24 protein-coding genes are annotated in these 26,165 nt (G+C 63.4%); 19 read left to right on the top strand and 5 right to left on the bottom strand.

Going from position 1 to position 26,165, the window contains the following annotated elements; all coding sequences use genetic code 11:
* Positions 1–927: hypothetical protein (locus tag DEHOM01_RS07865; protein ID WP_156468330.1), on the top strand; the 927-nt coding region annotated here is incomplete at its 5' end.
* Positions 928–1,275: 348 nt separating this feature from the next.
* Entirely contained in the window at positions 1,276–2,826 is a 1,551-nt protein-coding gene (gene miaB, locus DEHOM01_RS07860; protein ID WP_061212259.1) for a tRNA (N6-isopentenyl adenosine(37)-C2)-methylthiotransferase MiaB, read from the top strand.
* A 27-nt stretch (positions 2,827–2,853) separates the two neighbouring features.
* Here miaB and DEHOM01_RS07855 read toward each other — a convergent pair whose 3' ends face one another.
* Entirely contained in the window at positions 2,854–3,324 is a 471-nt protein-coding gene (locus DEHOM01_RS07855; protein ID WP_061212258.1) for a type III secretion system chaperone family protein, read from the bottom strand.
* Positions 3,325–3,429: 105 nt separating this feature from the next.
* On the opposite strand from DEHOM01_RS07855, the gene miaA reads away from it, so the two are divergent.
* Positions 3,430–4,416, top strand: a complete 987-nt coding sequence (miaA, locus tag DEHOM01_RS07850) for a tRNA (adenosine(37)-N6)-dimethylallyltransferase MiaA (RefSeq protein WP_082738793.1) — start codon at positions 3,430–3,432, stop codon at positions 4,414–4,416.
* A 31-nt stretch (positions 4,417–4,447) separates the two neighbouring features.
* Entirely contained in the window at positions 4,448–5,323 is an 876-nt protein-coding gene (gene dapF / locus DEHOM01_RS07845) for a diaminopimelate epimerase (protein WP_061212257.1), read from the top strand.
* Between the two features lie 51 nt (positions 5,324–5,374).
* On the opposite strand, the gene DEHOM01_RS07840 is transcribed toward dapF, so the two are convergent.
* Positions 5,375–6,004: a class I SAM-dependent methyltransferase gene (locus tag DEHOM01_RS07840; protein ID WP_061212256.1), complete on the bottom strand. Its 630-nt coding sequence runs from the start codon at positions 6,002–6,004 to the stop codon at positions 5,375–5,377.
* A 220-nt stretch (positions 6,005–6,224) separates the two neighbouring features.
* Here DEHOM01_RS07840 and hflX point away from each other — a divergent pair, with 220 nt between their 5' ends.
* Complete coding sequence (gene hflX, locus DEHOM01_RS07835) at positions 6,225–7,649, top strand: GTPase HflX (RefSeq protein WP_245630689.1); 1,425 nt, start codon at positions 6,225–6,227, stop codon at positions 7,647–7,649.
* The gene (locus DEHOM01_RS07830) at positions 7,646–9,691 is read left to right on the top strand and encodes an ATP-dependent DNA helicase (protein ID WP_061212254.1); all 2,046 of its coding nucleotides are present in this window, start codon (positions 7,646–7,648) and stop codon (positions 9,689–9,691) included. Before hflX ends, DEHOM01_RS07830 begins: the two co-directional genes overlap by 4 nt.
* Here DEHOM01_RS07830 and lexA read toward each other — a convergent pair.
* The gene (gene lexA / locus DEHOM01_RS07825; protein WP_061212253.1) at positions 9,688–10,356 is read right to left on the bottom strand and encodes a transcriptional repressor LexA; all 669 of its coding nucleotides are present in this window, start codon (positions 10,354–10,356) and stop codon (positions 9,688–9,690) included. The two genes, DEHOM01_RS07830 and lexA, sit on opposite strands and share 4 nt — an antisense overlap.
* Before the next feature lie 178 nt (positions 10,357–10,534).
* On the opposite strand from lexA, the gene DEHOM01_RS07820 reads away from it, so the two are divergent.
* Both DEHOM01_RS07820 and nrdR read left to right on the top strand, forming a co-directional pair.
* The gene (locus DEHOM01_RS07820) at positions 10,535–10,882 is read left to right on the top strand and encodes a LysM peptidoglycan-binding domain-containing protein (RefSeq protein ID WP_061212252.1); all 348 of its coding nucleotides are present in this window, start codon (positions 10,535–10,537) and stop codon (positions 10,880–10,882) included.
* Positions 10,883–10,930: 48 nt separating this feature from the next.
* Positions 10,931–11,383 (top strand): transcriptional regulator NrdR, encoded by a 453-nt coding sequence (nrdR, locus tag DEHOM01_RS07815; protein WP_034370179.1) that lies wholly within the window; start codon positions 10,931–10,933, stop codon positions 11,381–11,383.
* 291 nt (positions 11,384–11,674) lie between these two features.
* Here nrdR and DEHOM01_RS07810 read toward each other — a convergent pair whose 3' ends face one another.
* Entirely contained in the window at positions 11,675–13,915 is a 2,241-nt protein-coding gene (locus DEHOM01_RS07810) for a HelD family protein (RefSeq protein WP_061212251.1), read from the bottom strand.
* Positions 13,916–14,152: 237 nt separating this feature from the next.
* Between DEHOM01_RS07810 and DEHOM01_RS07805 the strand changes: the two genes are divergently transcribed.
* Positions 14,153–14,359 carry a cold-shock protein gene (locus DEHOM01_RS07805; protein WP_016663000.1) on the top strand — a complete coding sequence of 69 codons (207 nt, stop codon included), beginning with the start codon at positions 14,153–14,155 and terminating at the stop codon, positions 14,357–14,359.
* A 51-nt stretch (positions 14,360–14,410) separates the two neighbouring features.
* Here the strand turns inward: DEHOM01_RS07805 and DEHOM01_RS07800 are convergent, their stop codons facing one another.
* Entirely contained in the window at positions 14,411–15,259 is an 849-nt protein-coding gene (locus tag DEHOM01_RS07800) for a spermidine synthase (RefSeq protein WP_061212250.1), read from the bottom strand.
* Between the two features lie 63 nt (positions 15,260–15,322).
* Between DEHOM01_RS07800 and DEHOM01_RS07795 the strand changes: the two genes are divergently transcribed.
* From DEHOM01_RS07795 to mraY, 10 genes are all read left to right on the top strand, one after another.
* Complete coding sequence (locus DEHOM01_RS07795) at positions 15,323–15,769, top strand: hypothetical protein (RefSeq protein ID WP_061212249.1); 447 nt, start codon at positions 15,323–15,325, stop codon at positions 15,767–15,769.
* A 38-nt stretch (positions 15,770–15,807) separates the two neighbouring features.
* Complete coding sequence (gene dinB / locus DEHOM01_RS07790; RefSeq protein WP_061212248.1) at positions 15,808–17,049, top strand: DNA polymerase IV; 1,242 nt, start codon at positions 15,808–15,810, stop codon at positions 17,047–17,049.
* 121 nt (positions 17,050–17,170) lie between these two features.
* Positions 17,171–17,581, top strand: a complete 411-nt coding sequence (locus DEHOM01_RS07785; RefSeq protein ID WP_061212247.1) for an SCO2097 family morphological protein — start codon at positions 17,171–17,173, stop codon at positions 17,579–17,581.
* A gap of 564 nt (positions 17,582–18,145) precedes the next feature.
* Positions 18,146–18,577, top strand: a complete 432-nt coding sequence (mraZ, locus tag DEHOM01_RS07780) for a division/cell wall cluster transcriptional repressor MraZ (protein ID WP_016662995.1) — start codon at positions 18,146–18,148, stop codon at positions 18,575–18,577.
* Positions 18,578–18,739: 162 nt separating this feature from the next.
* A complete protein-coding gene (gene rsmH, locus DEHOM01_RS07775; protein WP_061212246.1) occupies positions 18,740–19,711 on the top strand; it encodes a 16S rRNA (cytosine(1402)-N(4))-methyltransferase RsmH in 972 nt (323 codons plus the stop codon).
* Between the two features lie 2 nt (positions 19,712–19,713).
* Positions 19,714–20,199: a cell division protein FtsL gene (gene ftsL, locus DEHOM01_RS07770; protein ID WP_061212245.1), complete on the top strand. Its 486-nt coding sequence runs from the start codon at positions 19,714–19,716 to the stop codon at positions 20,197–20,199.
* 2 nt (positions 20,200–20,201) lie between these two features.
* Positions 20,202–22,037, top strand: coding sequence for a peptidoglycan D,D-transpeptidase FtsI family protein (locus DEHOM01_RS07765; protein ID WP_245630688.1), 1,836 nt, complete (start codon positions 20,202–20,204; stop codon positions 22,035–22,037).
* A 5-nt stretch (positions 22,038–22,042) separates the two neighbouring features.
* On the top strand, positions 22,043–23,623 hold the full coding sequence (locus tag DEHOM01_RS07760; protein WP_167346664.1) for a UDP-N-acetylmuramoyl-L-alanyl-D-glutamate--2,6-diaminopimelate ligase: 1,581 nt from the start codon (positions 22,043–22,045) through the stop codon (positions 23,621–23,623).
* Entirely contained in the window at positions 23,616–25,064 is a 1,449-nt protein-coding gene (locus DEHOM01_RS07755) for a UDP-N-acetylmuramoyl-tripeptide--D-alanyl-D-alanine ligase (protein ID WP_061212243.1), read from the top strand. Before DEHOM01_RS07760 ends, DEHOM01_RS07755 begins: the two co-directional genes overlap by 8 nt.
* Positions 25,061–26,143, top strand: a complete 1,083-nt coding sequence (gene mraY / locus DEHOM01_RS07750; RefSeq protein WP_061212242.1) for a phospho-N-acetylmuramoyl-pentapeptide-transferase — start codon at positions 25,061–25,063, stop codon at positions 26,141–26,143. Before DEHOM01_RS07755 ends, mraY begins: the two co-directional genes overlap by 4 nt.
* Positions 26,144–26,165 lie beyond the last annotated feature (22 nt).

Raw genomic sequence — 26,165 nt, 5'->3', positions numbered from 1 at the left:
GCTGCTGTTGCGGATACGCCGTCGGTTCCTGCTGGGTTCTCGCTCACGAATGCGACTGTTGAGGGTGCTGATGTTGCTCTCGCGGATGGTTCGTTCACGGTGACCGATGGTGTTGAGCTTGCTCCGGGTGAGTCCAAGGCGTTCACGGTCGTGGTCTCTGGTTCGTACAGGCCGGCTGATGTTGATTGGACAGCCGCGGGTCAGTGTGGTGCTGACGGCGCTGAGGGTGCGCATGGTTTCGTCAACATGGTTGCGATGCCAGGCGACACTGACGGCGAGGACAACAACACGGCGTGCAACACGGTGACGAAGGATCCGGCATTTGCAGTGAAGAAGGAGTCGGGTAAGGCGTCTGCCGTGAACGGTGAGTGGTCCTCGACCTACACGGTGACGGTCACGAACACCGGCGAGCGCGCTGGTAAGTCTGCTGCTGTTGTGGATACACCGTCGGTCCCTGCTGGGTTCACTGTCACGGGTGCGACGGTTGACGGTAAGCGTGTTGCCGTGAAAGACGGTTCGTTTACGGTGACCGATGGTGTTGAGCTTGGTCTTGGTGACGCGAAGTCGTTCACGGTTGTGGTCCAAGGTTCGTACAGCGCAAAGGCTGACTGGGCGAAGGCTTCGAGGTGTGATGCTGATGGCACCGCGAGTGGCCTGTTCAACCAGGTGAGCATGCCCGGTGACTCCGATGGTGCAGCTAATAACACGGCCTGCAATACGGTTGAAAAGCCGAAGACGCCTGCCGTGCCGCAGAAGCCGCAGAAGCCGTCGAAGCCGCAGAAGCCGTCGAAGCCGCAAAAGCCGGTGTCTGGTTTGCCGCTGCCGCGTACGGGTGCGCCTATTGGGTTGAGTGCTGCGGCTGGTGTGGTCACGGTTCTTGCGGGTTGCGTGATCCTGGTGGCTGGGCGTCGCAGCAGGCGCTCTTAGCACTGACGCAGGCGGGCTAGGAGAGATCCTTAGAAAGTTTTCCTAGCCTGGCCTGCGGTCACTGCTTCCGCGTGCCACGCACGTGATCGGGGTGGTGTTCACAGTCCACGAGACTGCGAACACCACCCCCTTTTTTTTGTGCTGCCGCCACCCTGGTGGTTGTTTAACGTCGGTGGGGCACGGCTGCAGGCCGTCAGGCATAAGGAAAGGCCGGATTCAATCTCAAGGCACGATGGAAGAGAGAAACGAACGTGGCTTGGATTCGTAAAAACAGGAGTGCCCAGGTGGCGTCCACAACGTCACAGAAAGTTCCGCCTCGCGCAGCAAACTACGTATTCTTGACTCACGATGAGCGAAACAGCGATCCTGAACGACAATGACGCGCCGGCACGCGGCACCTACCAAGTGCGCACGTTCGGCTGCCAAATGAACGTCCACGACTCTGAGCGCCTCACGGGCCTCTTGGAGCAGGCAGGCTATACGCCGGCCGCCGACGGCGCCGACCCGTTGAACGGCGACGTCGATGTCATCGTCTTCAACACGTGCGCTGTGCGCGAAAACGCCGACAACCGGCTCTACGGTAACCTCGGCCAGCTCCGTCCCGCGAAAGATGCCAATCCCAATTTGCAGATTGCCGTCGGCGGGTGCCTGGCCCAAAAGGATCGCGCCACCATTACCGAGCGCGCACCCTGGGTCGACGTCGTGTTCGGTACTCACAACATCGGTTCCCTCCCCGTTCTTCTTGACCGCGCTCGCGTTCAACAAGAGGCCCAGGTGGAAATCCTCGAGTCGCTCGAGGTGTTCCCCTCGACTCTCCCCACAAAGCGCGAAAGCGCGTACGCGGGTTGGGTATCGATTTCGGTCGGATGCAACAACACGTGCACGTTCTGCATCGTTCCTTCCCTACGAGGGAAGGAGAAGGACCGTCGCCCCGGCGAGATTCTCGCCGAGGTTCAGGAACTCGTGAACCAGGGAGCTCTTGAAGTGACTCTCCTTGGTCAAAACGTGAACTCCTACGGAGTGGAGTTCGGCGACCGGGGTGCGTTCGCCAAGCTCTTGCGTGCGTGCGGCGAAATCGAGGGGCTCGAGCGCGTGCGATTCACGTCGCCGCACCCCGCGATGTTTACCGATGACGTCATTGACGCGATGGCGGAAACACCCAACGTGATGCCGCAACTGCACATGCCGCTCCAATCGGGCAGCGACGCTGTTCTCAAAGCTATGCGCCGCTCGTACCGCTCCAAGAAATTCCTCGGGATCCTCGAAAAGGTGCGCGAGAAAATCCCGCACGCAGCAATCACGACCGACATCATCGTCGGCTTTCCCGGTGAAACGGAAGAGGACTTCCAAAAGACCCTTGATGTGGTCGAGGCTTCGCGTTTCTCGAGCGCCTTCATGTTCCAGTACTCGCCGCGCCCGGGCACTCCGGCCGCCGAAATGGACGATCAGATCCCGAAGGCGGTCGTCCAGGAGCGATTCGAGAGGCTCGTCGCGCTTCAGGATCGCATTGCGGCCGAAGAAAATGCGAAGAAAGTCGGGGCTGAGGTTAACGTGCTCATCGCCGAAGGCGAGGGTGATCGAGACTCCGAAACGCACCGCATCTCTGGCCGCGCCGAGGACGGCCGGCTCGTGCACGTTGCGCTGCCCGAAGGGTATGCGGAGGAGGACCGCCCTCGTCCCGGTGATGTCGTCCGTGCCCGCGTCACCAAAGCCGCGCCGTTCTACTTGATCGCCGACTCGGGCGCCGAAGGCGGCGAATTCGAGGTGCGTCGCACCCGCTCGGGCGATGCGTGGGAACGTCGGGCGAACGGCGATGAGGAGGCCGCTTCGTGCGGTACGCCCGGCCCCGGTGGGCCCGTGAGCCTCGGTCTTCCGAGCCTTAGGCGCCCGGAGCGCTAGGCTGAAACGGGCGGTGAGGGCACGCGCTCAGGCGTTGACGTCGCCCTGGTTGCTCACCTGCGTCGAGAGGCTCGCGAAGAACGCCACCGTCGTTGATAGCGCGCACGTGATGGCGCGGTCGATCGCGTCGTCGCTCACCCCGTAGAAATAATCGAAGACCAGCTCGCCGTACACGCCGAGCACCGAGTCATTCTCGCGGCGGACGTACGCTTTCGGCCACATGCGCTCCATGTTCCAGTGGTTGCACAGGCGCGTTGCTTCGAGTTTCTGCTGCACGGCGAGAAGCTCGTCCCAGCGCCCCCGGACGACGAGGATGTGCGAGTGCTCGCCGGCGACTGCGAACGTGAAAGGATAGTGGTCAAAGCGCGCACGCAACACGGTGGGGGTGTCATCATCCTCGACGAAGGCATAGCCGAGCCGCCCGAGAGACTCCTTGAGACGTTCGATGCTGAGTTCTTCGCCTGCGAGTGCGGCTTCGTGTGAGTGGCCGTTGGGCATCGGCTGCCTTTCTGTGGTGTCCGGGCCGGTGGCTGCGTGAAGTCCACGCTAGCGGCTTTCGGCTCGGTGCGCGAACGAGCAGTGGTGAGATCGAAGGGAGTTCACGTGGCACATGTGGTGAACGGTGGTGGGGGCCACGACGGTGGTGCTGGACAGGTGCCGCCGCTTGTCGTGATTGCGGGCGCGACTGCAACGGGCAAGAGCGCCCTCGCGATCGAGGCTGCCCGCCGTTTCGGAGGCGAAGTGATCAACGCTGACGCTCTCCAGTTTTACCGTGGAATGGATGTGGGGACCGCCAAGGTGACCCCGAGCGAGCGCCGCGGTGTTCCCCATCACCTCCTCGATATTCTCGACGTCACCGAAGAGGCGAGCGTCGCAACGTTCCAGGCGGATGCACGCCGGATTGCGAGCGAGATCCGCGAAAGGGGCAAGATTCCTGTTGTCGTTGGAGGCTCGGGGCTCTACGTGCGGGCGTTTACCGACGTGATGGCTTTTCCACCGTCGGACCCCGGCGTGCGCGAGGAAGTCGAGGCTCACGTGCGAGCAATCGGCACCGGCGCTGCGCACGCCCAGCTTGCCGCAGCGGATCCCGATGCGGCCGCGAAGATTGCGCCGCGGGACGAGCGTCGAATTGTGCGAGCGCTCGAAGTGCACCGCCTCACCGGAAAGCCGTTCTCCGCGTTCCTGCCGACCTACACGTTCCACGATCCGGCGATCGCGTACGTCGCCGTGAAGCTCGACCGGGACACGCTCCACGAGCGTGTCGAGGCGCGCGTGCACCGCATGGTCGAAGCCGGATTTCGCGACGAGGTCGAGGGCTTGCTCGATGCGGGACTTGAGCGCGGGGTGACGGCGCGCCAGGCGATCGGCTACGCCCAAATGATCAAGCACGTGCGGGGCCACTGGAGTCTCGAAGAAGCGATCGAGTCGACGATCACCAATACCCGCCGTCTCGTGCGCAAGCAGGACACGTGGTTCAGGCGGGATACGCGGCTCACGTGGGTGCCGGGGGAGGATTCCGACGAAGCGCTCGCCGTGATTGAGCGCGAGATTGCGCACGCCGCTAGGCGCCCGTCAAACGCTGAGGTGTGAGGTCCCGCGTGCGTGTGCCTATGATCGGGCCATGGCCACTGCATCCTCATGCCCCAACGCGCGCAAGGCTCTAAGCTACGCGAGTGCCACCAAAAACGATTTTGTGATGATCGACGACCCTGCGGGTCGAGGCGAGCTCAACAGCGCACGCGTTCGTGAGCTCGCGGGCCCCACGGGAGTGGACGGGGTGATCCGCGCGATTCGCACGCGATGCCTCGGTGACCCGGCAAGCCAGGGGCTCGACACGGTCCCCGAGTGGTTTATGGACTATCGCAATGCAGATGGCACGATTGCGCAAATGTGCGGCAACGGCGTTCGGGCCTACGCAGCGTTTCTCGCTGATCGCGGTTACGTTGAGGATCGGGTGTTCGACGTCATGACTCGCGCGGGTGTACGCACGGTCGAGATCCTCGAGGAAGGCCCACAGTGGCAGGTGCGCGTGGGCATGGGGGCCGCAGAACTTGAAGGTGTCACGAGGATCGTCCGCGTTGCCGACCGCTTCCTCGAAGGCACTGACGTGAACGTGGGCAACCCCCACACTGTCGTGGAGCTACCCGAAAACCTCAGCCTAGACGAGCTTGACCTCACCGAACGCCCCGAGCTTGAACCCGAGCCCGAAGATGGCACGAACATTGAGTTTGTGGAGATCCGCGGCGATCGACACGTCGCCATGCGGGTTTTCGAGCGAGGGGTGGGGGAGACCCTCTCGTGCGGAACCGGCGCTACTGCCGTGGTTGCCGCTATCGCTGAGGCACGTGAGGACGACACGCGCGAGCCGTGGCGCGTCGATGTGCGCGGCGGGCGCCTCGAAATTGGTTGGGACCCCTACGGGCGCATGACCCTCACGGGCCCGGCCGAACTCGGTGAGCTCACCTGCGGCGGGCCAGCGCGCGAGCGAGGGAAGTAGGAAGGCTAGTCGGGCGTCGGAATTCCGACGCCTCCCCATGCGCGAGCGTTTCTAAACTTCTGGGCGCTCCGGGCCTACGCCGAGCAAGCGGAACCCTTTCGAGGAATGGACCTTCTCGACCGGCCGGGTCGGGAATTGGCCCGCGAGCCACGTGGCGAGCGAATCGGCGCCTAGATTTTTCCCGACGACCATCGCGGCCGTACCCGTCCCGCGGAGCTGGCCGATCCACCGCGTAAGAACAGCGTGCAGCTCGCTCTTGCCGATGCGGATCGGCGGATTCGACCAGAGCGCATCGAAGCGGGCACTCTCAGGAATTTCGTCTGGCGCGGCGACAGTGACGTTTGACAGGCCGAGCCGTGCGGCGTTCTCGCGCGTGATGGTACGTGCGTGCGGATTGATGTCGATCGCCGTGACGTGGCAGTCCGGTTGGGTAAGCGCGAGGCTCAGTGCAATCGGGCCCCAGCCGCAGCCAATATCGAGAACCTCGCTTCTGGGTGCGAGCGGTGCGAACAACTCTGCATGGTCGAGGAGTATGGCGGTTGCCTTGTCGAGCCCATCGAAACTGAACAGACCCTTCGCGCTCACGAGGCTCCGTTCGGCGCCAGCGAGGTGCACGCGCAGGTCGCGGCGCTCCAGGTCCGTACCGGGCGCGGGAGAGAAGTAATGGGCGTCGCTTGTCACAGCAAGGAGTGTAGTGGCGCAGAACGCGAAAAGCTCCCGCAACGGGTTCGGACGTGACACACTTATACGCAGACCTCATGCGAGGCCCTACTTGAGAGAACCTGGAGTAAAGGCGCACTTGACACCCTTCGTCCCCGATCCCGAATTCGAGACATCACACGCAGCGCCGCAGGCAGCGGAGCCCGAGAATGCGGGAAGCGACGCCCGCGAATCCTCGATTATGCAGCGCGTCCTCTCACGCGGCGACGCCTCGATCTCGGCGACAACGTATGAGAGCGATGCCGACGGCGACCAACTCGATCTCGCCGAGCGCCACTCTCTGCGCCGCGTCGATCAACTGCGCACCGACCTCGAAGACGTCACCGAGGTTGAATACCGCGAGCTTCGACTTGAGAACGTCGTGCTCGCGGGGCTTTTCACGACCGGCAACGTCGAGGACGCAGAAAACTCGATGCGCGAGCTCGCAGCGCTTGCCGAGACTGCGGGCTCACGCGTTCTCGACGGCGTCATGCAGCGCCGTGCCCACCCCGACCCCGCCACCTTCCTCGGCTCGGGCAAGGCGAAGGAACTCGCCGAGATCGTGGCCGACCTTCGTGCTGACACCGTGATCTGCGACGGGCAGCTTGCCCCTTCGCAGCGCCGCGCGCTCGAGGACATTATCAAGGTCAAGGTCATCGATCGTACGGCCCTCATCCTCGACATCTTTGCCCAGCACGCAAAATCCCGCGAAGGTAAGGCCCAGGTTGAGCTTGCGCAGCTCGAGTACCTCCTGCCGCGCCTGCGCGGTTGGGGCGAGTCGATGTCGCGCCAAGCGGGTGGCCGCGTTGCCGGTGGCGCCGGGATCGGTTCCCGCGGCCCCGGCGAAACGAAAATCGAACTCGACCGCCGCCGCATCCGCACGCGCATGGCTAAGCTCAGGCGCGACATCAAGGCGATGGCTCCCTCGCGCGAGGCCAAGCGCGCCGACCGCAAACGCCACAACGTTCCCTCTGTTGCGATCGCCGGATACACAAACGCCGGGAAGTCCTCCCTGCTTAACCGCCTGACGGGTGCCGGCGTCCTCGTTGAAAACGCGCTGTTTGCGACACTCGACCCAACCGTGCGCAGGTCCGTGACGCCCGACGGTCGCGAATTCACGTTTGCGGATACCGTCGGATTCGTGCGCTCCCTTCCCACCGAGCTCGTGGAGGCCTTCCGCTCCACACTCGAGGAAGTCTCCGGGGCGGACCTCCTCCTGCACGTCGTCGATGCCTCCCACCCCGATCCCGAGGGGCAGATTCGCGCCGTGCGCGCCGTACTCGCTGATATTGAAGGCTTCGACGTGCCTGAAATCGTGGCTCTGAACAAAGCGGATCTCGCGAGTCCCGAAACGATCGCGCGTCTGCGCTCGCAAGTGGAACACGCGGCCGTCGTCTCGGCCCGCACGGGTGAAGGCATCGAGGAGTTGCGTGCACTCATCGCCGACATGCTCCCGCGGCCCTCGGTCGACATCGATGTCGTCGTGCCCTATACGCGCGGCGACCTCGTCTCGCGCGTGCACACCCAGGGCGAGCTCGTGAGCGAGGAATTCCTCGCTGAGGGCACGCGCCTCGTGGCACGCGTCGACGAAACCCTCGCTTCCGAACTCGCCGCCGCGCGCCAGTGAACGCATCAGGCACGGACCTCGAACAGCTACTCGCGACAGCGGTCGCCGCAGTCGGCGGCGCAGATCGCCCGGGGCAGCGGGCCATGGCTGGCGCCATCGAGCGAAGCATCGAGCTGCGCCGCCACCTGCTCGTGCAGGCAGGGACGGGCACGGGCAAGTCTCTCGCGTACCTCGTTCCCGCCCTTAAGCGCGCGATTGATCGCGGCACCCCCGTCGTCGTCACGACCGCGACGCTCGCGCTGCAAAGCCAGATCGTAGCCAAGGACCTCCCTCGCATTGTTGAAGCCCTCGGGACGAAACTCGAGCGTGTGCCGAGCTTCAGCCTCCTTAAGGGGCGCGGCAACTACGTGTGCCTCCACAAGCTGGAGGGCGGCTATCCCGACGAACTCGAGGAAGGTTCGCTCTTCGCCGAGGCTTCGGTCACGGGAGTCAAGCACGATTCCGAACGTCTCGGCGCGCAGGTGCAGAGGCTGCGCGAGTGGGCACAGGCGACAGATACGGGTGACCGCGACGATCTCGACACCCCGGTGTCGGACCGAGCGTGGCGCCAGGTCTCCGTGACCGGCTCCCAGTGCATTGGCTCTTCCTGCCCATTCCACGACGAATGCTTCGCTGAACGCAATCGCGCACTCGCGCGCGAGGCCGACGTCATCGTGACAAACCATGCGCTCTACGCCATCGACGCCTTCGACGGGCACGGGATCATCCCCGAGCACGATGTCGTGGTCATCGACGAAGCCCACGAGTTTGTTGACCGCGTGACTTCATCGGTGACCGAATCGCTGCATCAGGGCGCGATTCGCGGCGCCGTTCGGGAGCTGAGGAGCCTCGGCGTGAGTGCACTCGAACTTGACGATGCGGGAAGTGCCCTCCAGGAAGCTCTCGCCCCGCTCCCCGACGGGAGGGTGCGTGGCGAACTCGAAGCCCGGCTGCGAGACACTCTCGCGGTCATCCGCGCCGAAGCTGAGTCGGCGCGCGAGGAAGCCAAAAATACCGGCGATAGCTCCGACGCAACGACCGCGGGGGCGCGCACATCCGTGCGTGCAAAGCTGCAAGAAATCATCGACGTGTGCGAGAGATTGCTCGCGCCCCACGAGGACGATGTCGTCTACCTCAATCACAGCGAGGCCCTCGGCCGAACATTTATCGACGTCGCTCCACTCAGCGTCGCTGGCCTCGTTAAAACCCGGATCCTCGATGAGCGCACATCGATTTTTACCTCTGCGACGCTCACGTTCGGCGGCCGGTTTGAAAGCGCCGCGTTCTCCTTCGGGCTTCGCGCTGACAAGTATGCCGAGCCTGAAAGCGACGTTGGTGCGACTCGAAGCGAGGATGCTGCGCGCGAGTGGTGGTCGGCCCTCGATGTGGGCTCTCCGTTTGCGTACGCCCAGCAAGGGATTCTTTATGTCGCCTCGCATCTTCCCGCCCCGGGGCGCGAGGGTATTCCGAGCGCGACACTTGACCACATCGTCGAACTCATTGACGCCGCCGGAGGAGGAGCGCTCGGACTCTTCTCCTCCCGCCGAGCGGCCGAGGAGGCGGCGGAGTATGTCCGACGGATGACCGGGCGCACGGTGCTCCTGCAGGGTGAGGATTCGAACGCGGCGCTCGCCTCGCGTTTCCGGCAGAGTCGCGACACCTGCCTGTTCGGGACGCGCACCTTCTGGCAGGGCATTGACGTCGCCGGCGAGTCCTGCCGCCTTGTACTCATCGACAGGATCCCATTCCCGCGGCCCGATGATCCGCTCGCTTCAGCGAGACAAGAAAAATACGCCCGACTCGGGCGCAACGGCTTCTACGAGGTCGCCGTTCGACAGGCGGCACTCAGCATGGCGCAGGGAGCCGGGCGACTTATCCGTGCCGAGAGCGACCGTGGGATGGTGGCGGTGCTGGATTCGAGGCTCGCGACGAAGTCCTATGGAGGCGTGATTCGCCAGGCAATTCCTCCGCTGTGGACGACGCGGGATAGCGCCGTGGCGCTTGCAGCACTCGAGCGGCTGCGCACAGAGCTCGCTGCGCCGCCGCATCCAGACAGTCTCTAGACCGCGCGGAGAACCGCCACAACTTTGCCGAGGATTTCGGCTTCGTCGCCCAGGATCGGAGTGAAGGCAGGGTTGTGGGGCATGAGCCACACGTGCCCGTCGCTTCGTGCGAAGGTCTTCACTGTTGCCTCGCCATCGATCATGGCCGCGACAATCTCGCCTTTTTCCGCAACCTTCTGCTGGCGGACGACGACCCAGTCGCCGTCGCAAATGGCGGCATCGATCATCGAATCACCTTGAACCTTGAGCAGGAAGAGTTCGCCATCGCCCACGAGCTGCGAGGGGAGCGCGAAAACATCTTCTACCTGTTCCTCAGCGGTGATCGGCACGCCAGCCGCGATCGTGCCCACGAGTGGCACGTTGACGGCGGGGGAGCCGGGTGCTTCGAATTCGCTCGGGAGCGGCTCGCCTTCCTCATCTGCTTCCACGAGCCAGAGGGTGCGGGGTCGTTTCGGATCTTTGCGAATGTATCCCTTGCGCTCGAGCTCCGAGAGTTGGTGGGAGACCGACGACGGCGACTGGAGGCCCACTGCTTCGCCGATTTCGCGCATCGTGGGCGCGTAACCGTTTGCGCGGATGGAACGGGAGATCGTTTCAAGGATGCGTTGTTGGCGTTCGGTGAGGGCGGGGGCGCCAGCTGAAGAGCCGTGAGCTGTGGGTGCCATGCGCCGGTCCTTTCGGTGGGGCGAGTTTAAATGTCTCACCCCCGTTGTCTAGTGGAGGCGTACCTCAAAGGTACCGGAACAGAACGCTTGTTCCAAACGTGTGTTCGAAAGTGTCTTGACTTTTTCGAACAGATGATCGTACGCTCGTCATGTCGTCAATCGAACAAGGATTCTAAAAATGACTACTTCTTCGTGTAGCACTCAGCCGGTTCGAAAGAATGTTCGCCTTCGTCTTACTCGCCGCGGCCGCATCGTCGTGGCATCGCTCATTGCGCTCGTACTCGCTGCTTCGGCAATTGTCGCCGGCGTTGTCTTGTTCTCGCCCGCGGCGATCGCGGGTGCTGAGGGCGCCGTGTCGTACACGACCGTCCAGGTCGAGGAGGGCCAGAGCCTCTGGGGCATTGTCTCGGCTCACGCGCCCGCCGGCACCGATGTCCGCGACTACCTCATGCTTGTCCAGGACGTCAACGGTCTCGATGGCACCGTGATTCACCCGGGTCAGGAGCTCGCGCTGCCCACGCTCTAGCAGGTAGGGCCTCGAAGCGTGAATGGGGCGCCCTGATAGAATTGCGGGGTGCATTGCCCATTTTGTAGGAATGAAGATTCGCGCGTCGTGGACTCGCGTACAGCCGACGACGGCATGACAATCCGCCGCCGTCGGCAGTGCCCCGCGTGCAATAAGCGATTCTCGACTACGGAATCAGCGTCGCTCGCGGTCCATAAGCGCTCTGGCGTGAGTGAACCGTTCTCGCGATCCAAGGTGATTTCCGGCGTGCGCAAAGCATGCCAGGGGAGACCAGTGACAGACGACCAACTCGCCGTCCTCGCGCAGCGCGTGGAGGAGGCGATTCGTCTCAAGGGCGTGTCGGAGATCGACGCCCACGATGTCGGCCTCGCGATTCTGCAACCGCTCAAGGAACTGGACCTCGTCGCCTACCTTCGTTTCGCGAGCGTCTATCGCGGATTCGACTGCCTCGAGGATTTTGAGTCAGCCATCGAGGAGCTACGAACCGAGGGTGAGAAGTAGGGCGCAGTACCCCTGTCGGGCGAGTTGAGCGAGCCGAAGGTTGGTCGGCGATACGCGTCATTTGCCCCGTTCCCGCCAGCCCTGGACTCCGCCGCTTTCCCCCGGAGCGGACGAAAAATCTCGCCGCATAATTCTTTGCTTGAGAGATTTTCAGAAAAGTGGTCGGAGACCCTCCAAAAACCCTGTATGATTTTCTTGGCCGATGGTCGCGGAGGGGAAGCCGCGGCCATCGGTTCTTTTATGCCCCCGCCGAAGCGGTCGCCTCGGCCCGAGTGGACAAGCCGCCGGGCCTTACGCGCGTAACCCGGCGGGAAGATCTCCCGAATAAACCACGCTGAGCGCCTGAGTTGGTCGCGTGAGCGCGACGTACACATCGTTAGCGCCGCGAGCATGGCTCGTGAGAATCTCGGCGGGGCGCACGATGACGACCGCGTCGAATTCGAGTCCCTTGGCATCCGTCGGCGTCATCACGGAAACTTCCCGGTCCACACCGACCGAGCCGCGGCCCACTGCCGAGGCACCGAAAACTGCCGAAGCTCCCGCCAGGAGGGCACCAAGATCATCGGTGAGGCAAAGGATCGCCACGCGGCCCTGCGTGAGGTCGGCAAGCGTGCGCGCCTCGTTAACTGCCTCCTCGATGACCCTGTCGGCACGTGTGTGCCGGAAACGTACGTCGTGTTCACCTTCGCGCACGCTCCTGACCTCCGTCACTCGCAAGCCGTGTGCGGCAGCGAGTGCGGAGGCGTGACGCATGATCCGCGACGGCGTGCGGTAATTGACGGTGAGCTCCTCAATGCTCGCCCGATCCTCGAGAAATGGCGAAAGCGCGTGATCCCACGAGTCGGCGCCGGAGACCGAGGAGGTCTGCGCCACGTCGCCCACGATTGTGAACGATTTCGTGGGGTTTCGACGCATGAGTGCACGCCACATCATCGGCGAGAGCTCTTGTGCCTCGTCGACCACGATGTGGCCGTAGGTCCAGGTGCGATCCGCTGCGGCTTTCTCGGCGAGGGAGCGACTGTCGCGCCGTGCGCCAACCTGAGCGGCGAGTTCAGCTGCGCTGACGATCCCCTCGGAATCAATCATGGACAGCACCTTTTCGGCATACTCGAGGTTTGAGCGTTCGGTGGTGCGAGCCTTGTCCTTCTCGCGCTGCGTGGCGGTGTCGTCTTCACCGAGGAGCTCCGCGATTTCGTCGAGGAGGGCGACGTCTTCGATCGTCCACTCGGCGTCCTTCGAGCGGTGAAGAAGCTTGATCTCCCGCGCGCTCATGTGGTCGCCCGCCGCGTGAACCAGCCGCTCGATGCTCGCGAAGAATGAACGGGCGAAGGATTGCGGGCTGTATGGCAGCCAGCACCGGTTGAGGGCGACTTTGACGTCGTGGTTCGTTCGCAGATCGTGGAGGAGATCCGCGCGGTCCTCCTCTGCCCACGGGCGTTCGAGGCGCGTGAGCTCGGCGACATAGGCCTCAACGAGGCGGTCGAGTGCGGCGCGTACGAAGGTTGTGCGTGCATGGTTGTGCGGCCTGCCCGTCGCGCGGGCCTCCGCGCGCGCTGTACGGACATCGCCCGGAGTGAGAGTGATGTGGACCCCGTCGATATTGAGGTCGATGGGGCCTTTGGGAACTTGCTGGCGCGCCTTGACGGCACGGCGCAGAACCTTTGCCATCGCGAGGGACCCTTTGACGCGGGCGACGTCTTCGCGATCGTGTGTGTCTGCCCGCACGCCCGGAACGAGTTCGCCCGGCGTGAGGGTGACGACGCCTGTTTCGCCGAGGCTGGGCAACACGCGCTCGATGTAGCGCAGGAAGCCGCGCGTGGGGGCAACGATGAGAACGCCCGAATGCTCGAGCCTCTTACGGTGCGTATAGAGCTGGTAAGCCGCGCGGTGGAGGGCGACGGCAGTCTTGCCGGTGCCGGGGCCTCCCTGCACAACGAGCGCGCCGCGTGTTTCGTGGCGGATAATGCGATCTTGTTCGGCCTGGATTGTCGCGACGATATCGCCCATGCGGCCCGTGCGTTTCGCGGAGACCGCCGCAAGGAGTGCCCCTTCTCCCTGGAGGCTCGAATGGTGCTCATCTGAGTCGAGGAGCGTGCCGTCGAGAACGTCGTCTTCGATATCGGTCACGGTGCGTCCCGAAGTGACGAGGTGCCGACGCAAGCGAACGCCCTGCGGGTGCCTCGGCGTTGCCTGGTAAAACGCGGCGGCTGCGGGGGCGCGCCAGTCGACCAGGAGTTGGGTGCCTTCAGCGGTGAACACGCCGATGCGCCCAATGTAGTGCCGGGTGGCGTCGGACCTGTCGAGCCGGCCAAAAATAGCGTTCTCTGAGACGGACCTCAGCAGCCCGATCCGATCCTCGTAGAAAGTCGCGAAGGAGTCTCGCTCGCTGCGGTTTTGGTGCGTGCTCGCCGTCTGGGCGCTGATGACGTCAGTGAGTTGCGTTTCGAGGCGTGCGATTTGTTCGTCGATGCGTGCGTAGACTCGGTCGGCGTAGCGCTGCTCGAGGGCGATTTGCTCGTCAGAGGAAGCCACGTTGGGTCCTTCCAGGATGGGTCACGATTCGCTTGCGTCCCTTCGCGGGAGGCAGAAGCGACATTCCATTATGGTCGCTTTTCATGTGCGTTCCAACCCGGGTGTGCGCTCGCGCGGTTAGCGGGAATCTGCTCGACACGCTGAAGGGAAACTGGGCGCGTGAATGCCGAGCGTGGAATGATGGTACCTGCGCGTGTTTTCGCGCAGTTTGGTACGAGAAGTAAGGGGAGTCCACGCATGGCACAGGGCTCAGTTAAATGGTTCAACGCCGAAAAGGGTTTCGGCTTCATCGAGGTTGATGGTGGCGGCGCTGACGTGTTCGTTCACCACACGAGCATTGACATGGACGGTTTCCGCACCCTCGATGAGGGCCAGCGTGTCGAGTTCGAGGTTGTCGACGGCGACAAGGGCCCGCAGGCCGCGCACGTTCGTTCGCTCGCGTAGGTTCGCCTCGCTAGGCTTTCGTTCCGCACCCGTGCAGGGTGCGGAACTTTTTTAATGTCCGACGGTGGCTGCGCTCGCATCGCCTCCGAGCTCAACAACGCTGCCGCCACTGGCGAGCTTGTCGACGGTCCTTTTGTCGAGAGTGCGCACTGTCACCGCGTCGGTTCGAATCGCTCGGCGGGCATCGTCGCTGAGCCCGCCGGGCGCGTAGACGGCGATGCAGTTAGAGCGGCGGCGCTTCTTGATGGCGCTCGGTTCCGCGATGAGCTCGATCTCGCCGAAGACTTCGCGCAGCGTGACGATCTCATCGGCGAGTTCGTGCTGGTCTCGGTCCATGGCGATGTTGGCGAGAAACATGCCGTCGTCGTTGAGTATTCGGCGCTGTTCGCGTGCTGCTTCGAGGCTACGCATGGCGAGGGGCGTGCGGGAGTTGGAGAAGACGTCGCGTATCACCACGTCGAAGCGTGCGGTGCGCAGTGTGGGAAGGACGGCGAAGGCATCGCCCTCGCGAATGGCGACGCGAGGCGAAGGGGGAAGGTCGACCCATTCGCGAACGAGGTTGATCAGCTTCGCGTCGAGTTCGATGACGGAGTTTCGAGAGGCGGGGAAATGATGGGCGAGGGCTCGGGGGAGTGAGGCGGCTCCGCCGCCGAGGTGGGCGATGTTCAGTGTCGTCTCACGGGGGTACGTCGTCGTCATGATCAGGGCGATCCACCGCATGTATTCGAAGACGAGGTGTTCGGGATCAGGATGGATGTGGGAGCTCTCCATGCCATCGATGATCACGGTGTAGGAACCGTCTGTTTCGGGTTCCAACCGCACGACTGAGTGGCTAGTGGGGATGTCCTCGAAGAAGGGGAGGTGGAGGGGGAGCCGGTTCGATCGACGGTTGCGTGCCATGACTCGAGTTTAAATGTCTCACCCCCTTCCTATCGTCGTGAGTGTCGAGAAAGGGGAAGAATCATGCCATCGACCATGACAGTGGCAGCGCCGGCGGCGCTGCGCGAAATTCGGGACCTTAACGCGGATCTGGATCGCCTGGAGACATTCGAAGCCGAGATCCACGCGAGCCTTGATGAGGCAGGCATGAGCGCCGCTGAACGATTTGAGCGCGTCCACCGCGCGGCGCTCAAGAGTGCGGGGCTCGCGATTCGCCGGGCAAACGCTCACAGGAAACGCAAGCTCCCGCTGAACGTGTGGGTAGCGCTTGAGCGCATGGGGGGAATGCACAGGGCGCGCGCACGGGAGGCGGCGCGTTTTGTCGAGCTTCGCCGTAGCGCGGAGCACTACTGGGAGCACACGAGTCGAATCTCCCAGCAGGACGTGCAGGAGCACGCCGAACAGACCCTCGCCTATGTTCACTCGGTGAAGGAGGAGCTCCTCGGGCTTGAGGCTCTTGCCGCTGCCTGACCGCGTAGGCTTAAGTATCAAGCGTTGGGAGGTGCGGCATGGACGGTGAGCCGTGGCAGCGCGCCATCGCGCATGTCGACATGGATGCCTTTTTCGCCTCCGTCGAAGTTCGCGACGACCCGCGTTTGCGGGGCCGCCCCCTTGCGGTTGGTGGCGATGGGCCCAGGGGAGTCGTCGCGACCGCTAGCTACGAGGCACGCCGATACGGTGTCCACTCGGCGATGCCCATGAGCCGCGCGCGTGCACTGTGCCCCGATCTGATTGTTTTGCCCGGTCGACACGCCCACTATCGGGACGTGTCCGCGCAGATCATGGGTGTTCTCGACCGGTTTACGCCCCTTCGGGAAGCGGTAAGCGTAGACGAGGCGTATCTCGATATCTCCGGGGTACAGCGCCTGCTAGGGGAGCCGGCAACGATCGCGAGAGACATCCGCCAGGCTGTATGGGACGAAGTCCACCTGACCTGCTCCGTGGGCGTTGGTATCTCAAAATCCGTTGCGAAGATCGCGTCCTCGCGCGCCAAGCCCCACGGCATTGACGTCGTTGAGCCTGAACGTACGGCTGAGTTCCTTGCGCCGCTTCCGCTTTCCGCCATCGGCGGCGTGGGCCCCGTCGCGCAGAAGAAGTTCACGAACCTCGGTGTCGTCACCGTCGGAGATCTCGCGGCCCTCCCTCCGAGCGTTGTGCACAGAGCCGTGGGCTCCGCCGCCCCCGCGCTGCTTGCGCTCGCGCGCGGCGAGGATTCGCGTCCCGTCGGCGCGAGCGCGAAAGATAAGAGCATCGGAAAGGAGCGTACGTTCTCGACCGATATCGCTGATCCCGTGCGGCTGCGCTCGATCGCAACGAGTATGGCTGACGAAGTCTCGTACCGATTGCGCAGGCGGGGCCTGGCCGCGAAGAGCGTCTCCATCAAGGTTCGTCGCCCCGATTGGTCGAGCCTCACGCGAACGGGTAGCTTCCCCATTCCTGTTCAGGAGAGCGAGGAGTTTCGTGAGCGCGCCCTCGTCGTGTGCGAGCGTGCCCTCGAAGGGGTGGGTGCCGTGCGCCTTCTCGGGGTGCGGGCTGAGCACCTCGTGCCTGCCTCGAGTGTGCATGCGCAGGGTGATCTCGAAGGGCGATCGGCGACGTGGAGCGATGTGGATCGGGCGATGGACCGTGCTCGTGAACGCTTCGGCGTCAGGTCGCTCGCCAGAGCGTCCGGGCTCGACAAACGTGACCTTGAGGCGAAGGACGGCACGGATGCGGGCACTGGCGAGACGCGAGGAGGGGGCTCTCGGTAGCGGTGCGTTTTCCGAATCTCAGGTTTGCTGCCTACACTGAAGGCACGACGATCCGCCGAGCAGCACCCCTCACTCTCGTGCGTGGATAGGGCCCGCTTTGTCTCGGTGTAAGGAGGCACCAATGCCACTTTCCGAAAAAGAGCAGAGGATCCTCGACGAGCTCGAAAAGCAGCTGTCGAGCGATGACCCCACGCTTGCGCACCAGTTCGGTGGGGCTGAAAAGTCGTCGTCGTTTAACCCTCGCCGCATCGCACTCGGTGGCGGCGTCATCGTCGGTGGTCTCGCGCTTCTGATTTTTGCGGTGTCGCTGCCGGCAGTGTGGCTCGGTGTTCTTGCCTTTATCGTCATGGTCGTCGGGGCATTCGTGTGTCTTTCAGCGGAAAAGCCAAAGACCATTCCCCTCGATGACCCGCGACGGATGCACCCGTCCTTCACGCAGGGAGTTGCGGGGAAGAATTCCAAGGGGGCTCAGCAGTCGAGCTTCATGAAGAAACTCGAAGATCGCTGGGACGAACGCGGTCGCGAGCGCTAGCGTTTCCCGGGCGCCGTTGCCCGGATCGTCCTGTAGGAACCGGCTTCACGAAAGGGAAGCCGGTTTATTGTGTAGGCAAGCGCCAGCGATAAAGGAAACCGGCATCGTCCTTCGATCCCGGCTCTCTACTGCATTCCTTAGGTTCTAAGTCCTAGAGCGTGCTTCCCTCGCCCTTGACTTTCCACTGCCTCCTCCACTTCCCTCCACTCTCCCCACTTTCCTCCACCCGCGTTGCCCTCCAGGATCTTGCGACCTTGGTGCGACGGTGCACTCTTTGCGCCAATTAGCTGTTCTGAACAGGCATTTTGTGTGTAGATGCGTCTCGGTCGGTGTCGCGCAATTTCCGTGCGGGCAGCGCGGTGAGTCTGGGAAAACCCTCCGATTTTGGGTGATTGAAGAGCTGTGCGGGGAATCTCCTCCACTTGCCCCCACTGCCGTGAACTGCAGTTTTATATCGATTTCGTGACAAAGTGGGGGAGGGGGTGTTGTTTGTGGTGGGAAGTGGGGTAAAGTGGGGGCGTAAGGAGAGGTCCACCCGAATCGAGCGGGGAAACGGAGGTGCCCATGTTTCTTGGCACCTTCACGCCCAAGCTCGATGACAAGGGGCGGCTCATCTTTCCGGCAAAGTTTCGTGACCAGCTCGCGGCTGGACTCGTCATGACCCGCGGCCAGGAACACTGCGTGACGGTGTACCCCATGCGTGAGTTTGAGAGTCTCCACGAGCAGTTGCGGCAGGCGCCGGTCACGAGCAAGGACGCGCGCGATTACCTCCGCGTGCTCCTCTCGGGAGCGGAAGACGTCGTGCCGGATAAGCAGGGACGCGTGACCATTCCTTCGCACCTTCGCTCGTATGCGGGGCTCGATCGCGAATGCACGGTTATTGGTGCCGGTAATCGCATCGAGATCTGGTCGAGCGAGGCGTGGGAGACATATCTGGGACAGACCGAGGAGGCCTTCGCTCAAACGGCAACCGAAATCGTTCCAGGTTTGTTCTAGACGACGTGCCGCGAGGCATCTCTTCGCTTGCGCCCCGACGCATCTTCCCCGGTGGCGGGACGCAAGCGAGGAGATGTCTGACGGTATGACGTCACCCGCGAAACGACCACGACATCGGCGCCGCAACGGCGAAAGTAAGCGAAGCGCGAAGGGAGGCACGGCATGGACGCATCCCAGCTTCACGCACCCGTCATGCGCGAGGAGTGCCTCGAACTCCTTCGACCGGCGCTTGAGCGGGAAGAATCCACTTACGTGGATTGCACACTTGGAATGGCTGGCCACGCCTGTGCGGTGCTCGACGCTTTCCCGCATGCGCATCTCGTCGGTATCGACCGTGACCGCGCCGCGCTTGGTCTCGCGCGTGAGCGGCTCACGAGCGAAGGCTTCGAGGGGCGTTTCACTCTCGTGCACACCACCTACGATCGCGTTGCCGACGCGCTCGCACACGCGGGGCGCGATAGGGCCGACGGCATCCTCATGGACCTCGGGCTCTCGAGTTTTCAGATTGATACGCGCGAACGCGGGTTTGCGTACAGCGCAGATGCCCCGCTGGATATGCGTATGAACCCCGATGGAGATGCGCTCACCGCGGCGGACATCCTCAACACGTGGTCGGAGCAGGACATTGCGAACGTCCTGTATCGCTACGGCGAAGAAAAGTTCTCCAGGCGAATCGCGCGCACGATCGTGAAGGAGCGGGCGTCGGACCCCTTCGAGCGCTCCCCTCAGCTCGTCAGTGCGATCGAAAAGTCCATTCCCGCGAAGTCCCGCCACTCAGGCGGCCACCCGGCCAAGCGCACCTTCCAGGCGTTGCGTATCGCCGTGAATGAGGAACTCGACATCCTGCACGACGCGCTCGACAACGCTCTCGCGGCCCTAGCGCCGGGAGGGAGGCTCGTGATCGAGTCGTACCACTCTCTCGAGGATCGAATGGTCAAGGAAGCCTTCACCGCGGCGAGTTCGTCGAAGGCCCCCGAAGGCTTGCCCGTCGACCTCGCTCAGTTTGCCCCCGATTTTTCGCTCGTGAAGCGTGGCGCCATGAAGGCGCCAGCGAGCGAGCAAGAAACCAACCCCCGTTCTGCAAGCGTGCGTTTGCGCGCGATTGAACGCATAACACCACCGGAGATTTCATAGCTATGGCACAGCTCGCTGCATCCCCCGCCTCACGCAGGCGTGCTGGCTTCGTCCCTGCTCATGCGCGCAAGGCGAACCTCGCGCTTGTCTCGCGCCCGCACATCCAACGCAGCTCCATTCCGTTCACGGTGCTGTGCACGCTCGTGCTGCTCGGCGCCGTGGTCGCGACCCTATTGCTCAACATTTCGATGACGAACATGAGCTACGAGGTCGCGAAGCTCCAGCGCGAATCGCGTGAACTGAGCGAGCAGACGCAGATGCTCGAGGAGAAGTCGGATCTTCTCGGAACACCACAGGAGCTTGAGCGCCAGGCACGTGAGCTCGGGATGGTGCCTGCAGGGAAGGTCGCCTACATCGATCTCGCGAACGGCAGCATTATCGGTGAGCCTGCGGCCGCGACGCAGGGAGCGGCCGCGCTCGTTCCGCACGTCGCAAAAGCGCCGAAGAATCTTTACGATTACGGCATGGGTAACGAGAGGGCGCGCTAGACGTGCCGAATTCCCGTCCGCCGCGAGATTCTCGCAGCCGCCCGCCGCGCACCGTGCGTGACGGGCGTTCTCACGCTTCCCGTCAATCGGCCGGCGCCGCGCGTGCCCGCAACGGGTATGAGCCGTATCGCCGCCACCGCGTGATCGTGGCGCTCATGTTGATTGCGGCCCTCGCGATCAGCGTGCGCCTGGTGTGGATTCAGGGCATCAACTCGGCGGAGCTCGCGGCTGAGGCCCGGGCGAAGCGCTTGCACACCGAGCCAGTTCCGGCTCTACGCGGCGATATTCTCGACGCGAACGGGCAGGTGCTCGCGACGAGCACCGAGCGCTACACGATCATTGTGGACCAGCGTCAGATGCCCGAGTACCGAGCAAAGTCGCAGACGGCGACGGTCAAGGGCGTCAAGGCCGTCGCGATGGAGCTTTCACCTCTTTTGCAGATGAGCGTGGAGGAGCTCGAAGAGAAGCTCACGGGTAAATCGGGCTACACCGTCCTTGCGAAAGACGTGAGCCCTGAGGTTGAGGCTGCCGTCAAGCAACTCAAGATCGGTGGTGTCACCTCGGAACGAGTCGCCGAGCGCCTGTACCCGGCAGGCCAGGTCGCCGGTAATATCGTGGGCTTCACGGGCTCCGACGGCACGGCCCTTGCGGGCGCTGAGCTGTCATTCGACAAGATTCTGCGAGGGACCGACGGTGAACGCCAGTACGAGCGTGGTGCGGGCGGCCAACTCATTCCCTCGGCTAAGGTCCATGAAAAAGAAGCGATCGACGGTGAAAGCATCGAGCTCACGATCGATCGAGACCTTCAGTACCGCGCCCAGGAAATCCTTGCGCAGCGTGTCAAGGATTTTGGGGGCAGCGGCGGTTCGGCCGTGGTCATCGATCCTAAGACCGGCCACATTCTCGCGCTCGCGGACTACCCCACGTACGATCCGAACAACCCGGGCGCGTCCGACGCAAAGTACCGCGGAAACCAGTCCGTTTCCAACGTCTTCGAGCCCGGCTCCACAGGCAAACTTTTCACCGTGGCTACGGTGATAAACGAGGGCAAGGCAAAGGTCGACGACCACTTCACGATCCCGTACCGCAAAGAATTTGGCGGAGAGAGCATCAAGGACTCGCATGAGCACCCCGTAGCGCACTACACGCTCGCCGGAGTCCTGAAGCACAGCTCCAACGTCGGCACGGTCGAAATCGCTGAGCGGGTCCCGAATGAAAAGCGGGAAGAGTACTTGCGGGGGTTTGGGTTCGGCGCGAAAACCGCAGTGAACCTCCCCGGTGAATCCGCAGGCATCCTCCACGCGGCGAAGGACTGGCGCGGGCGTACGCAGTACGCGACGGCCTTTGGCCAGGGATACGCCGTCACCGCGCTCCAGATCACCTCGGCGGTGGGGACGTTTGGGAACGACGGTGTGCACATTCAGCCGCGCATCGTCAAGGGACGCGTCGCCAAAGACGGATCCTTCACCCCGGAACCCGAGGGACAGCACACTCGCGTGGTCTCGAGTGAGACCGCTGCGACCATGAGGGCTCTTATGGATAACGATGTCGATGACGATGGCAAGGCTGCCGGTAGCGTCGCGGGCTACGCGGTCGGTGGAAAATCCGGAACGGCGCAAGTGCCCGGGGGAACGTACACCTCGTCGTTTATCTCAATGGCCCCGATGGACGACCCGCAACTCGTCGTTGGCGTGTTCGTCTACGGGATTAAGGGGTTCAAGTCGGGCTCGGTCGTGGCGGGCCCAGCGGTTTCCGAACTCCTTGGCTACGCTCTTCAACGCCGCGGCATCGCCCCCTCCGGCGAGCCTGGAACTCAACTTCAGAACGAATGGAAGTGAAACTCGTGAGTGATCGCACCGATCTCATGCTGGGAGATCTCGCCCGGCAGCTCGAAGGGGCGCCTGGAGCGGGCGTACTCGAGCTGCGCGGTAGGAGTGTGCCGATCTCATCCGTGACGATCGATTCCCGCAAGGCGGGAACCGGCGCTCTCTTCGTCGCCGTTCAGGGTGAAAACGCGCACGGAGCGAGCTACGCCGAGGCGGCGCTCGGCCAGGGCTGCGCCGCAATTCTTACGGACGACGCGGGCGCTGCGATCGTGAACGACGCGCATCCGGGGGGCGACTACTCGGTGCTCGTGTGCGAGGATCCCCGCGCGCTCGCGGGCTTCGCCGCAAATCTCGTGTATGGCGAGCCCTCGCATGCCATCCCCTTGATCGGTGTGACCGGAACGAACGGCAAGACTTCGGTCACGACGATGTGTGCGCGCACGCTCCAAGAGCTTGGTGAAAGTGCCGGAATCGTCGGCACGAACGGGACGTTTCTCGCGTGGGCAGGCGGGCGCGAGGAGCAAATTCCGACGGAGCGCACGACCCCCGAGGCGACTGACGTCCACGCGCTTATGCGCCACATGGTCGATGAGGGTATGACGTGTGCCGCGCTCGAAGTATCGAGCCACGCGATGGTGCTCCACAGGGTCGCCGCCGTCCTGTTCGAGGTTGCGGTGTTTACGAACCTCAGTCAGGACCACCTCGACTTTCACAAGGACATGGAGGAGTACTTCGAGGCGAAGGCGTCACTGTTTACGCCCGCGCATGCGAAGCGGGGGATCGTGTGTGTCGACGACGAGTGGGGCCGTCGTCTCGCGGCCCATGCGAGCGTTCCGGTGACGACGTACTCCGCGAAAGGGCACGAAGCCGACTTCACGGTGGGGGAGATCCGCCGCGGAGAGTACGGAACGGTGTTCACCGTGCAGCCGTCGGAAGGCGAACCTTTTACGCTCGAAAGCGCGCTTCCGGGCACCCACTACGTGGCCAATACCCTCGCGGTCGCGCTCGTTCTTCGGGCGCTCGGCTTCGAGGGGGAGGCGGTGCGCCGGGCGCTTGCGGTGGCGGGCACGGTCCCGGGGCGCATGGAGAGGGTCGCCGAGTCCGACGCTTGTCCGCGCGTCGTCGTGGACTATTCGCACACTCCGGACGCGCTTGAGCAGGCTCTCGAGACGCTCCATACCCTCGAGGGCGTCGGAAAAATCGTGACGGTTTTCGGTGCGGGCGGGCACAGGGATTCACTCAAACGGCCGATCATGGGAGAGATCGCTGCGCGACTTTCTGATCGCGTGTTCGTTACGGACGACAATCCGCGCGATGAGGATCCGGCGTCGATTAGGCGCGATGTGCTCGCGGGCATTCCGTCGACGTGCCGTGCCGAAGTCGAGAACGTGGGAGATCGTGCCGAAGCGATCGCGCGAGCGATCGGCGAAGCGGACGCGCGTGACGTCGTGCTTATCGCGGGCAAAGGCGCGGAAAGCGGACAGGTACTCGCCGATCGCACGATTGAGTTTGACGACCGGATCCACGCACGCACGGCGCTTGCGGCGTGGCAGCGTGCACATAAGACGGACCTGACGACGGAGGTGCGCGATGCGTAAGACGACGGTTGGCGCAATCGCGCGCCTCGTGGGCGGCCGACTCGTTGGTGGCGCTCACGGCAGCGAATGCGTCCACGGAAAGGCGAGCGTTGACTCGCGTGCCATCGGTGAAGGAGACCTGTTTGTCGCCTTCGAGGGTGAGCACGTCGATGGTCACGACTATGTGGGCGCGGCCGCGAGGGCCGGTGCTGCTGCGGCTCTCGTGACGAAGCCTGTCCCCGGTCTCGAACTTCCCGCTATTCAGGTCGCGGATCCTCTCGAGGCGCTCGAAACCCTCGCACGACACGAATTGGCCGAAGCACGTGCGAGTGCGAGGCCGCCGATCGTGATCGCGCTGACAGGCTCGAACGGTAAAACGAGTACGAAAGATCTGCTTCACGCAATCCTCGCGCCAATAGGGGACACAATCGCACCCATTGGAAGCCGCAATAACGAGCTTGGCCTTCCTCTCACCGTCCTCGAGCTCAGCGAAACGTCGCGCTTCCTCGTGCTCGAGATGGGGGCGCGCGGCATCGGCCACATCGCCCATCTCACGCGCATCGCGCGCCCCGATATTTCCCTTGTCCTCAACGTCGGTTCGGCCCACGTGGGCGAGTTCGGAGGCCTCGATAACATCGCCCTCGCGAAGGGGGAGCTGGTCGAGGTTCTCGAGGAAACCGGAACCGCCGTGCTCAATGCCGATGATGCGCGAGTAAAGGCAATGCAGTCGCGCACGCGCGCTAGGGTCGTGCACTTTTCCCTTACTGACGACTCCGCGGAGGCCTACGCGAGCGAGGTTGGCCTTGATGGCGCCGCTAGGGCGAGCTTCATACTCCATATGGGCAGTAAGGAGGCGCCCGTCTCTCTCACGCTCACGGGCGAGCATCACGTGAAAAATGCGCTTGCGGCCGCGGCCGCAGCCGCGGCCGCTGGAGTGAGCTTTGAGGACATCGTTGCAGGGCTTCGCTCCGCCGAGCAGCGCTCCCCGGGGCGCATGCAGGTGAGCGAGTTGCCGGGCGACGTGACACTCATCAATGACGCCTACAACGCGAACCCCGATTCGATGCGCGCTGGCCTGAGCGCTCTTGCGGTTCTTGGTCGTGAACGCCACACCGTTGCGGTCCTTGGCGAAATGCTCGAACTCGGTCCCGAGAGCGAGAAGGCACACCGGGATATGGGTGTTTTCGCAGTAGAGCAGGGGATCGACGTCATTGTCACGATTGGATGCGGGGCGCATGCGATCCACGAAGGTGTGACCGAAACCAGTGGTGAGAACGAGCGCGCGGTGTATGTCGAACGCCTCGAGGATGCGCCCGCTGTGCTAGAAACGGTGAAGAGGCCCGGAAGTACCCTCTTGCTCAAATCATCGAATGGTGCGGGTCTCGCGAAACTTGGTGAGTCCCTCGTGCGCACGTGGGCAGCTGAGCCCACGAAAGCGGAAGACGCAGGAGAAAAGGCATGATCGGAATCTTGATCGCGGGGGCCGTAGCCGCGGTCCTGTCGTTCTCCCTGACCCCGCTTTATATTCGCTTCCTCGTGAAGAAGCAATACGGGCAGTTTGTGCGCGATGACGGCCCCACGACCCACGCGACCAAGCGTGGAACGCCCACGATGGGCGGCGTCATGATCATCCTCGCGACCCTCATCGGCTACGGGATGGGGCACCTGAGCATTCTCCGCGTGCCGTCAGTGTCGGGCCTGCTTGCACTCTTGCTCATGGTCGGGCTAGGCGTGCTCGGCTTCATGGATGATTACGCCAAGATCGCCAAGAAGCAGTCGCTCGGTCTTTCCCCACGCGCAAAACTTGTGGGACAGGGACTGATCGGTACTGCCTTCGCCGTTCTTGCTCTCCAGTTCCCCGATCGTTGGGGGTACACGCCCGCCTCGACGCACATCTCATTCGTGCGCGACATCCCGTGGCTGAATCTCGCCTTTGCCGGCACAGCCGTCGGCATCGTCCTGTTCGCGATCTGGTCCAACTTCCTTGTTGCCGCGTGGTCGAACGGGGTCAACCTCACGGATGGCCTCGACGGTCTAGCCTCTGGGGCCACGATTATCTTTGCGGGTGCCTACGTGCTTATTTCATTTTGGCAGTGGCGCCAGCAGTGCGGCATCGAAGAAGTTCGCTCGTGCTATGCCGCGAGGGATCCGCTCGACCTTGCGATTGTCGCTGCCGCGGTGCTCGGGGCGTGCGTAGGCTTCCTGTGGTGGAACACCTCGCCCGCACGCATTTTTATGGGCGACACGGGTTCGTTGGCGCTCGGCGGCGTGCTTGCGGCCCTCACAATCCTGTCGCGCACGCAGCTCGTCGGTGGAATCATCGGCGGCCTCTTCGTCATCATCTCGCTGTCCGTGATCATTCAGGTCACGAGCTTCAAGCTGACGCGCAAGCGCGTTTTCCGAATGGCGCCTCTCCAGCACCACTTCGAGCTCAAAGGCTGGAATGAGGTGACGATCGTCGTGCGCTTCTGGATCATCGCGGGGGTGTTCGCGGCGTTCGGCCTCGGCCTTTTCTACCTTGACGCTTTGCGCTTTATCTAACCCCCGTCCGTTCTCGACCAAT

This window comes from Dermabacter hominis NBRC 106157, from assembly GCF_001570785.1.
GTDB classification, from domain to species: domain Bacteria; phylum Actinomycetota; class Actinomycetes; order Actinomycetales; family Dermabacteraceae; genus Dermabacter; species Dermabacter hominis.
Note: the sequence above shows the minus strand (reverse complement) of the source record. Positions and strands in the feature narration are given on the sequence as shown.

What these genes read in the sequence shown, in the direction of transcription:
- miaB (WP_061212259.1), top strand. Translation starts at nt 1,276, where the DNA reads ATGAGCGAAACAGCGATCCTGAACGACAATGACGCGCCGGCACGCGGC.
- DEHOM01_RS07855 (WP_061212258.1), bottom strand. Translation starts at nt 3,324, where the DNA reads ATGCCCAACGGCCACTCACACGAAGCCGCACTCGCAGGCGAAGAACTC.
- dapF (WP_061212257.1), top strand. Translation starts at nt 4,448, where the DNA reads ATGGCCACTGCATCCTCATGCCCCAACGCGCGCAAGGCTCTAAGCTAC.
- hflX (WP_245630689.1), top strand. Translation starts at nt 6,225, where the DNA reads ATGCAGCGCGTCCTCTCACGCGGCGACGCCTCGATCTCGGCGACAACG.
- lexA (WP_061212253.1), bottom strand. Translation starts at nt 10,356, where the DNA reads ATGGCACCCACAGCTCACGGCTCTTCAGCTGGCGCCCCCGCCCTCACC.
- DEHOM01_RS07820 (WP_061212252.1), top strand. Translation starts at nt 10,535, where the DNA reads ATGACTACTTCTTCGTGTAGCACTCAGCCGGTTCGAAAGAATGTTCGC.
- DEHOM01_RS07805 (WP_016663000.1), top strand. Translation starts at nt 14,153, where the DNA reads ATGGCACAGGGCTCAGTTAAATGGTTCAACGCCGAAAAGGGTTTCGGC.
- DEHOM01_RS07800 (WP_061212250.1), bottom strand. Translation starts at nt 15,259, where the DNA reads ATGGCACGCAACCGTCGATCGAACCGGCTCCCCCTCCACCTCCCCTTC.
- DEHOM01_RS07795 (WP_061212249.1), top strand. Translation starts at nt 15,323, where the DNA reads ATGCCATCGACCATGACAGTGGCAGCGCCGGCGGCGCTGCGCGAAATT.
- dinB (WP_061212248.1), top strand. Translation starts at nt 15,808, where the DNA reads ATGGACGGTGAGCCGTGGCAGCGCGCCATCGCGCATGTCGACATGGAT.
- DEHOM01_RS07785 (WP_061212247.1), top strand. Translation starts at nt 17,171, where the DNA reads ATGCCACTTTCCGAAAAAGAGCAGAGGATCCTCGACGAGCTCGAAAAG.
- mraZ (WP_016662995.1), top strand. Translation starts at nt 18,146, where the DNA reads ATGTTTCTTGGCACCTTCACGCCCAAGCTCGATGACAAGGGGCGGCTC.
- rsmH (WP_061212246.1), top strand. Translation starts at nt 18,740, where the DNA reads ATGGACGCATCCCAGCTTCACGCACCCGTCATGCGCGAGGAGTGCCTC.
- ftsL (WP_061212245.1), top strand. Translation starts at nt 19,714, where the DNA reads ATGGCACAGCTCGCTGCATCCCCCGCCTCACGCAGGCGTGCTGGCTTC.
- DEHOM01_RS07755 (WP_061212243.1), top strand. Translation starts at nt 23,616, where the DNA reads ATGCGTAAGACGACGGTTGGCGCAATCGCGCGCCTCGTGGGCGGCCGA.
- mraY (WP_061212242.1), top strand. Translation starts at nt 25,061, where the DNA reads ATGATCGGAATCTTGATCGCGGGGGCCGTAGCCGCGGTCCTGTCGTTC.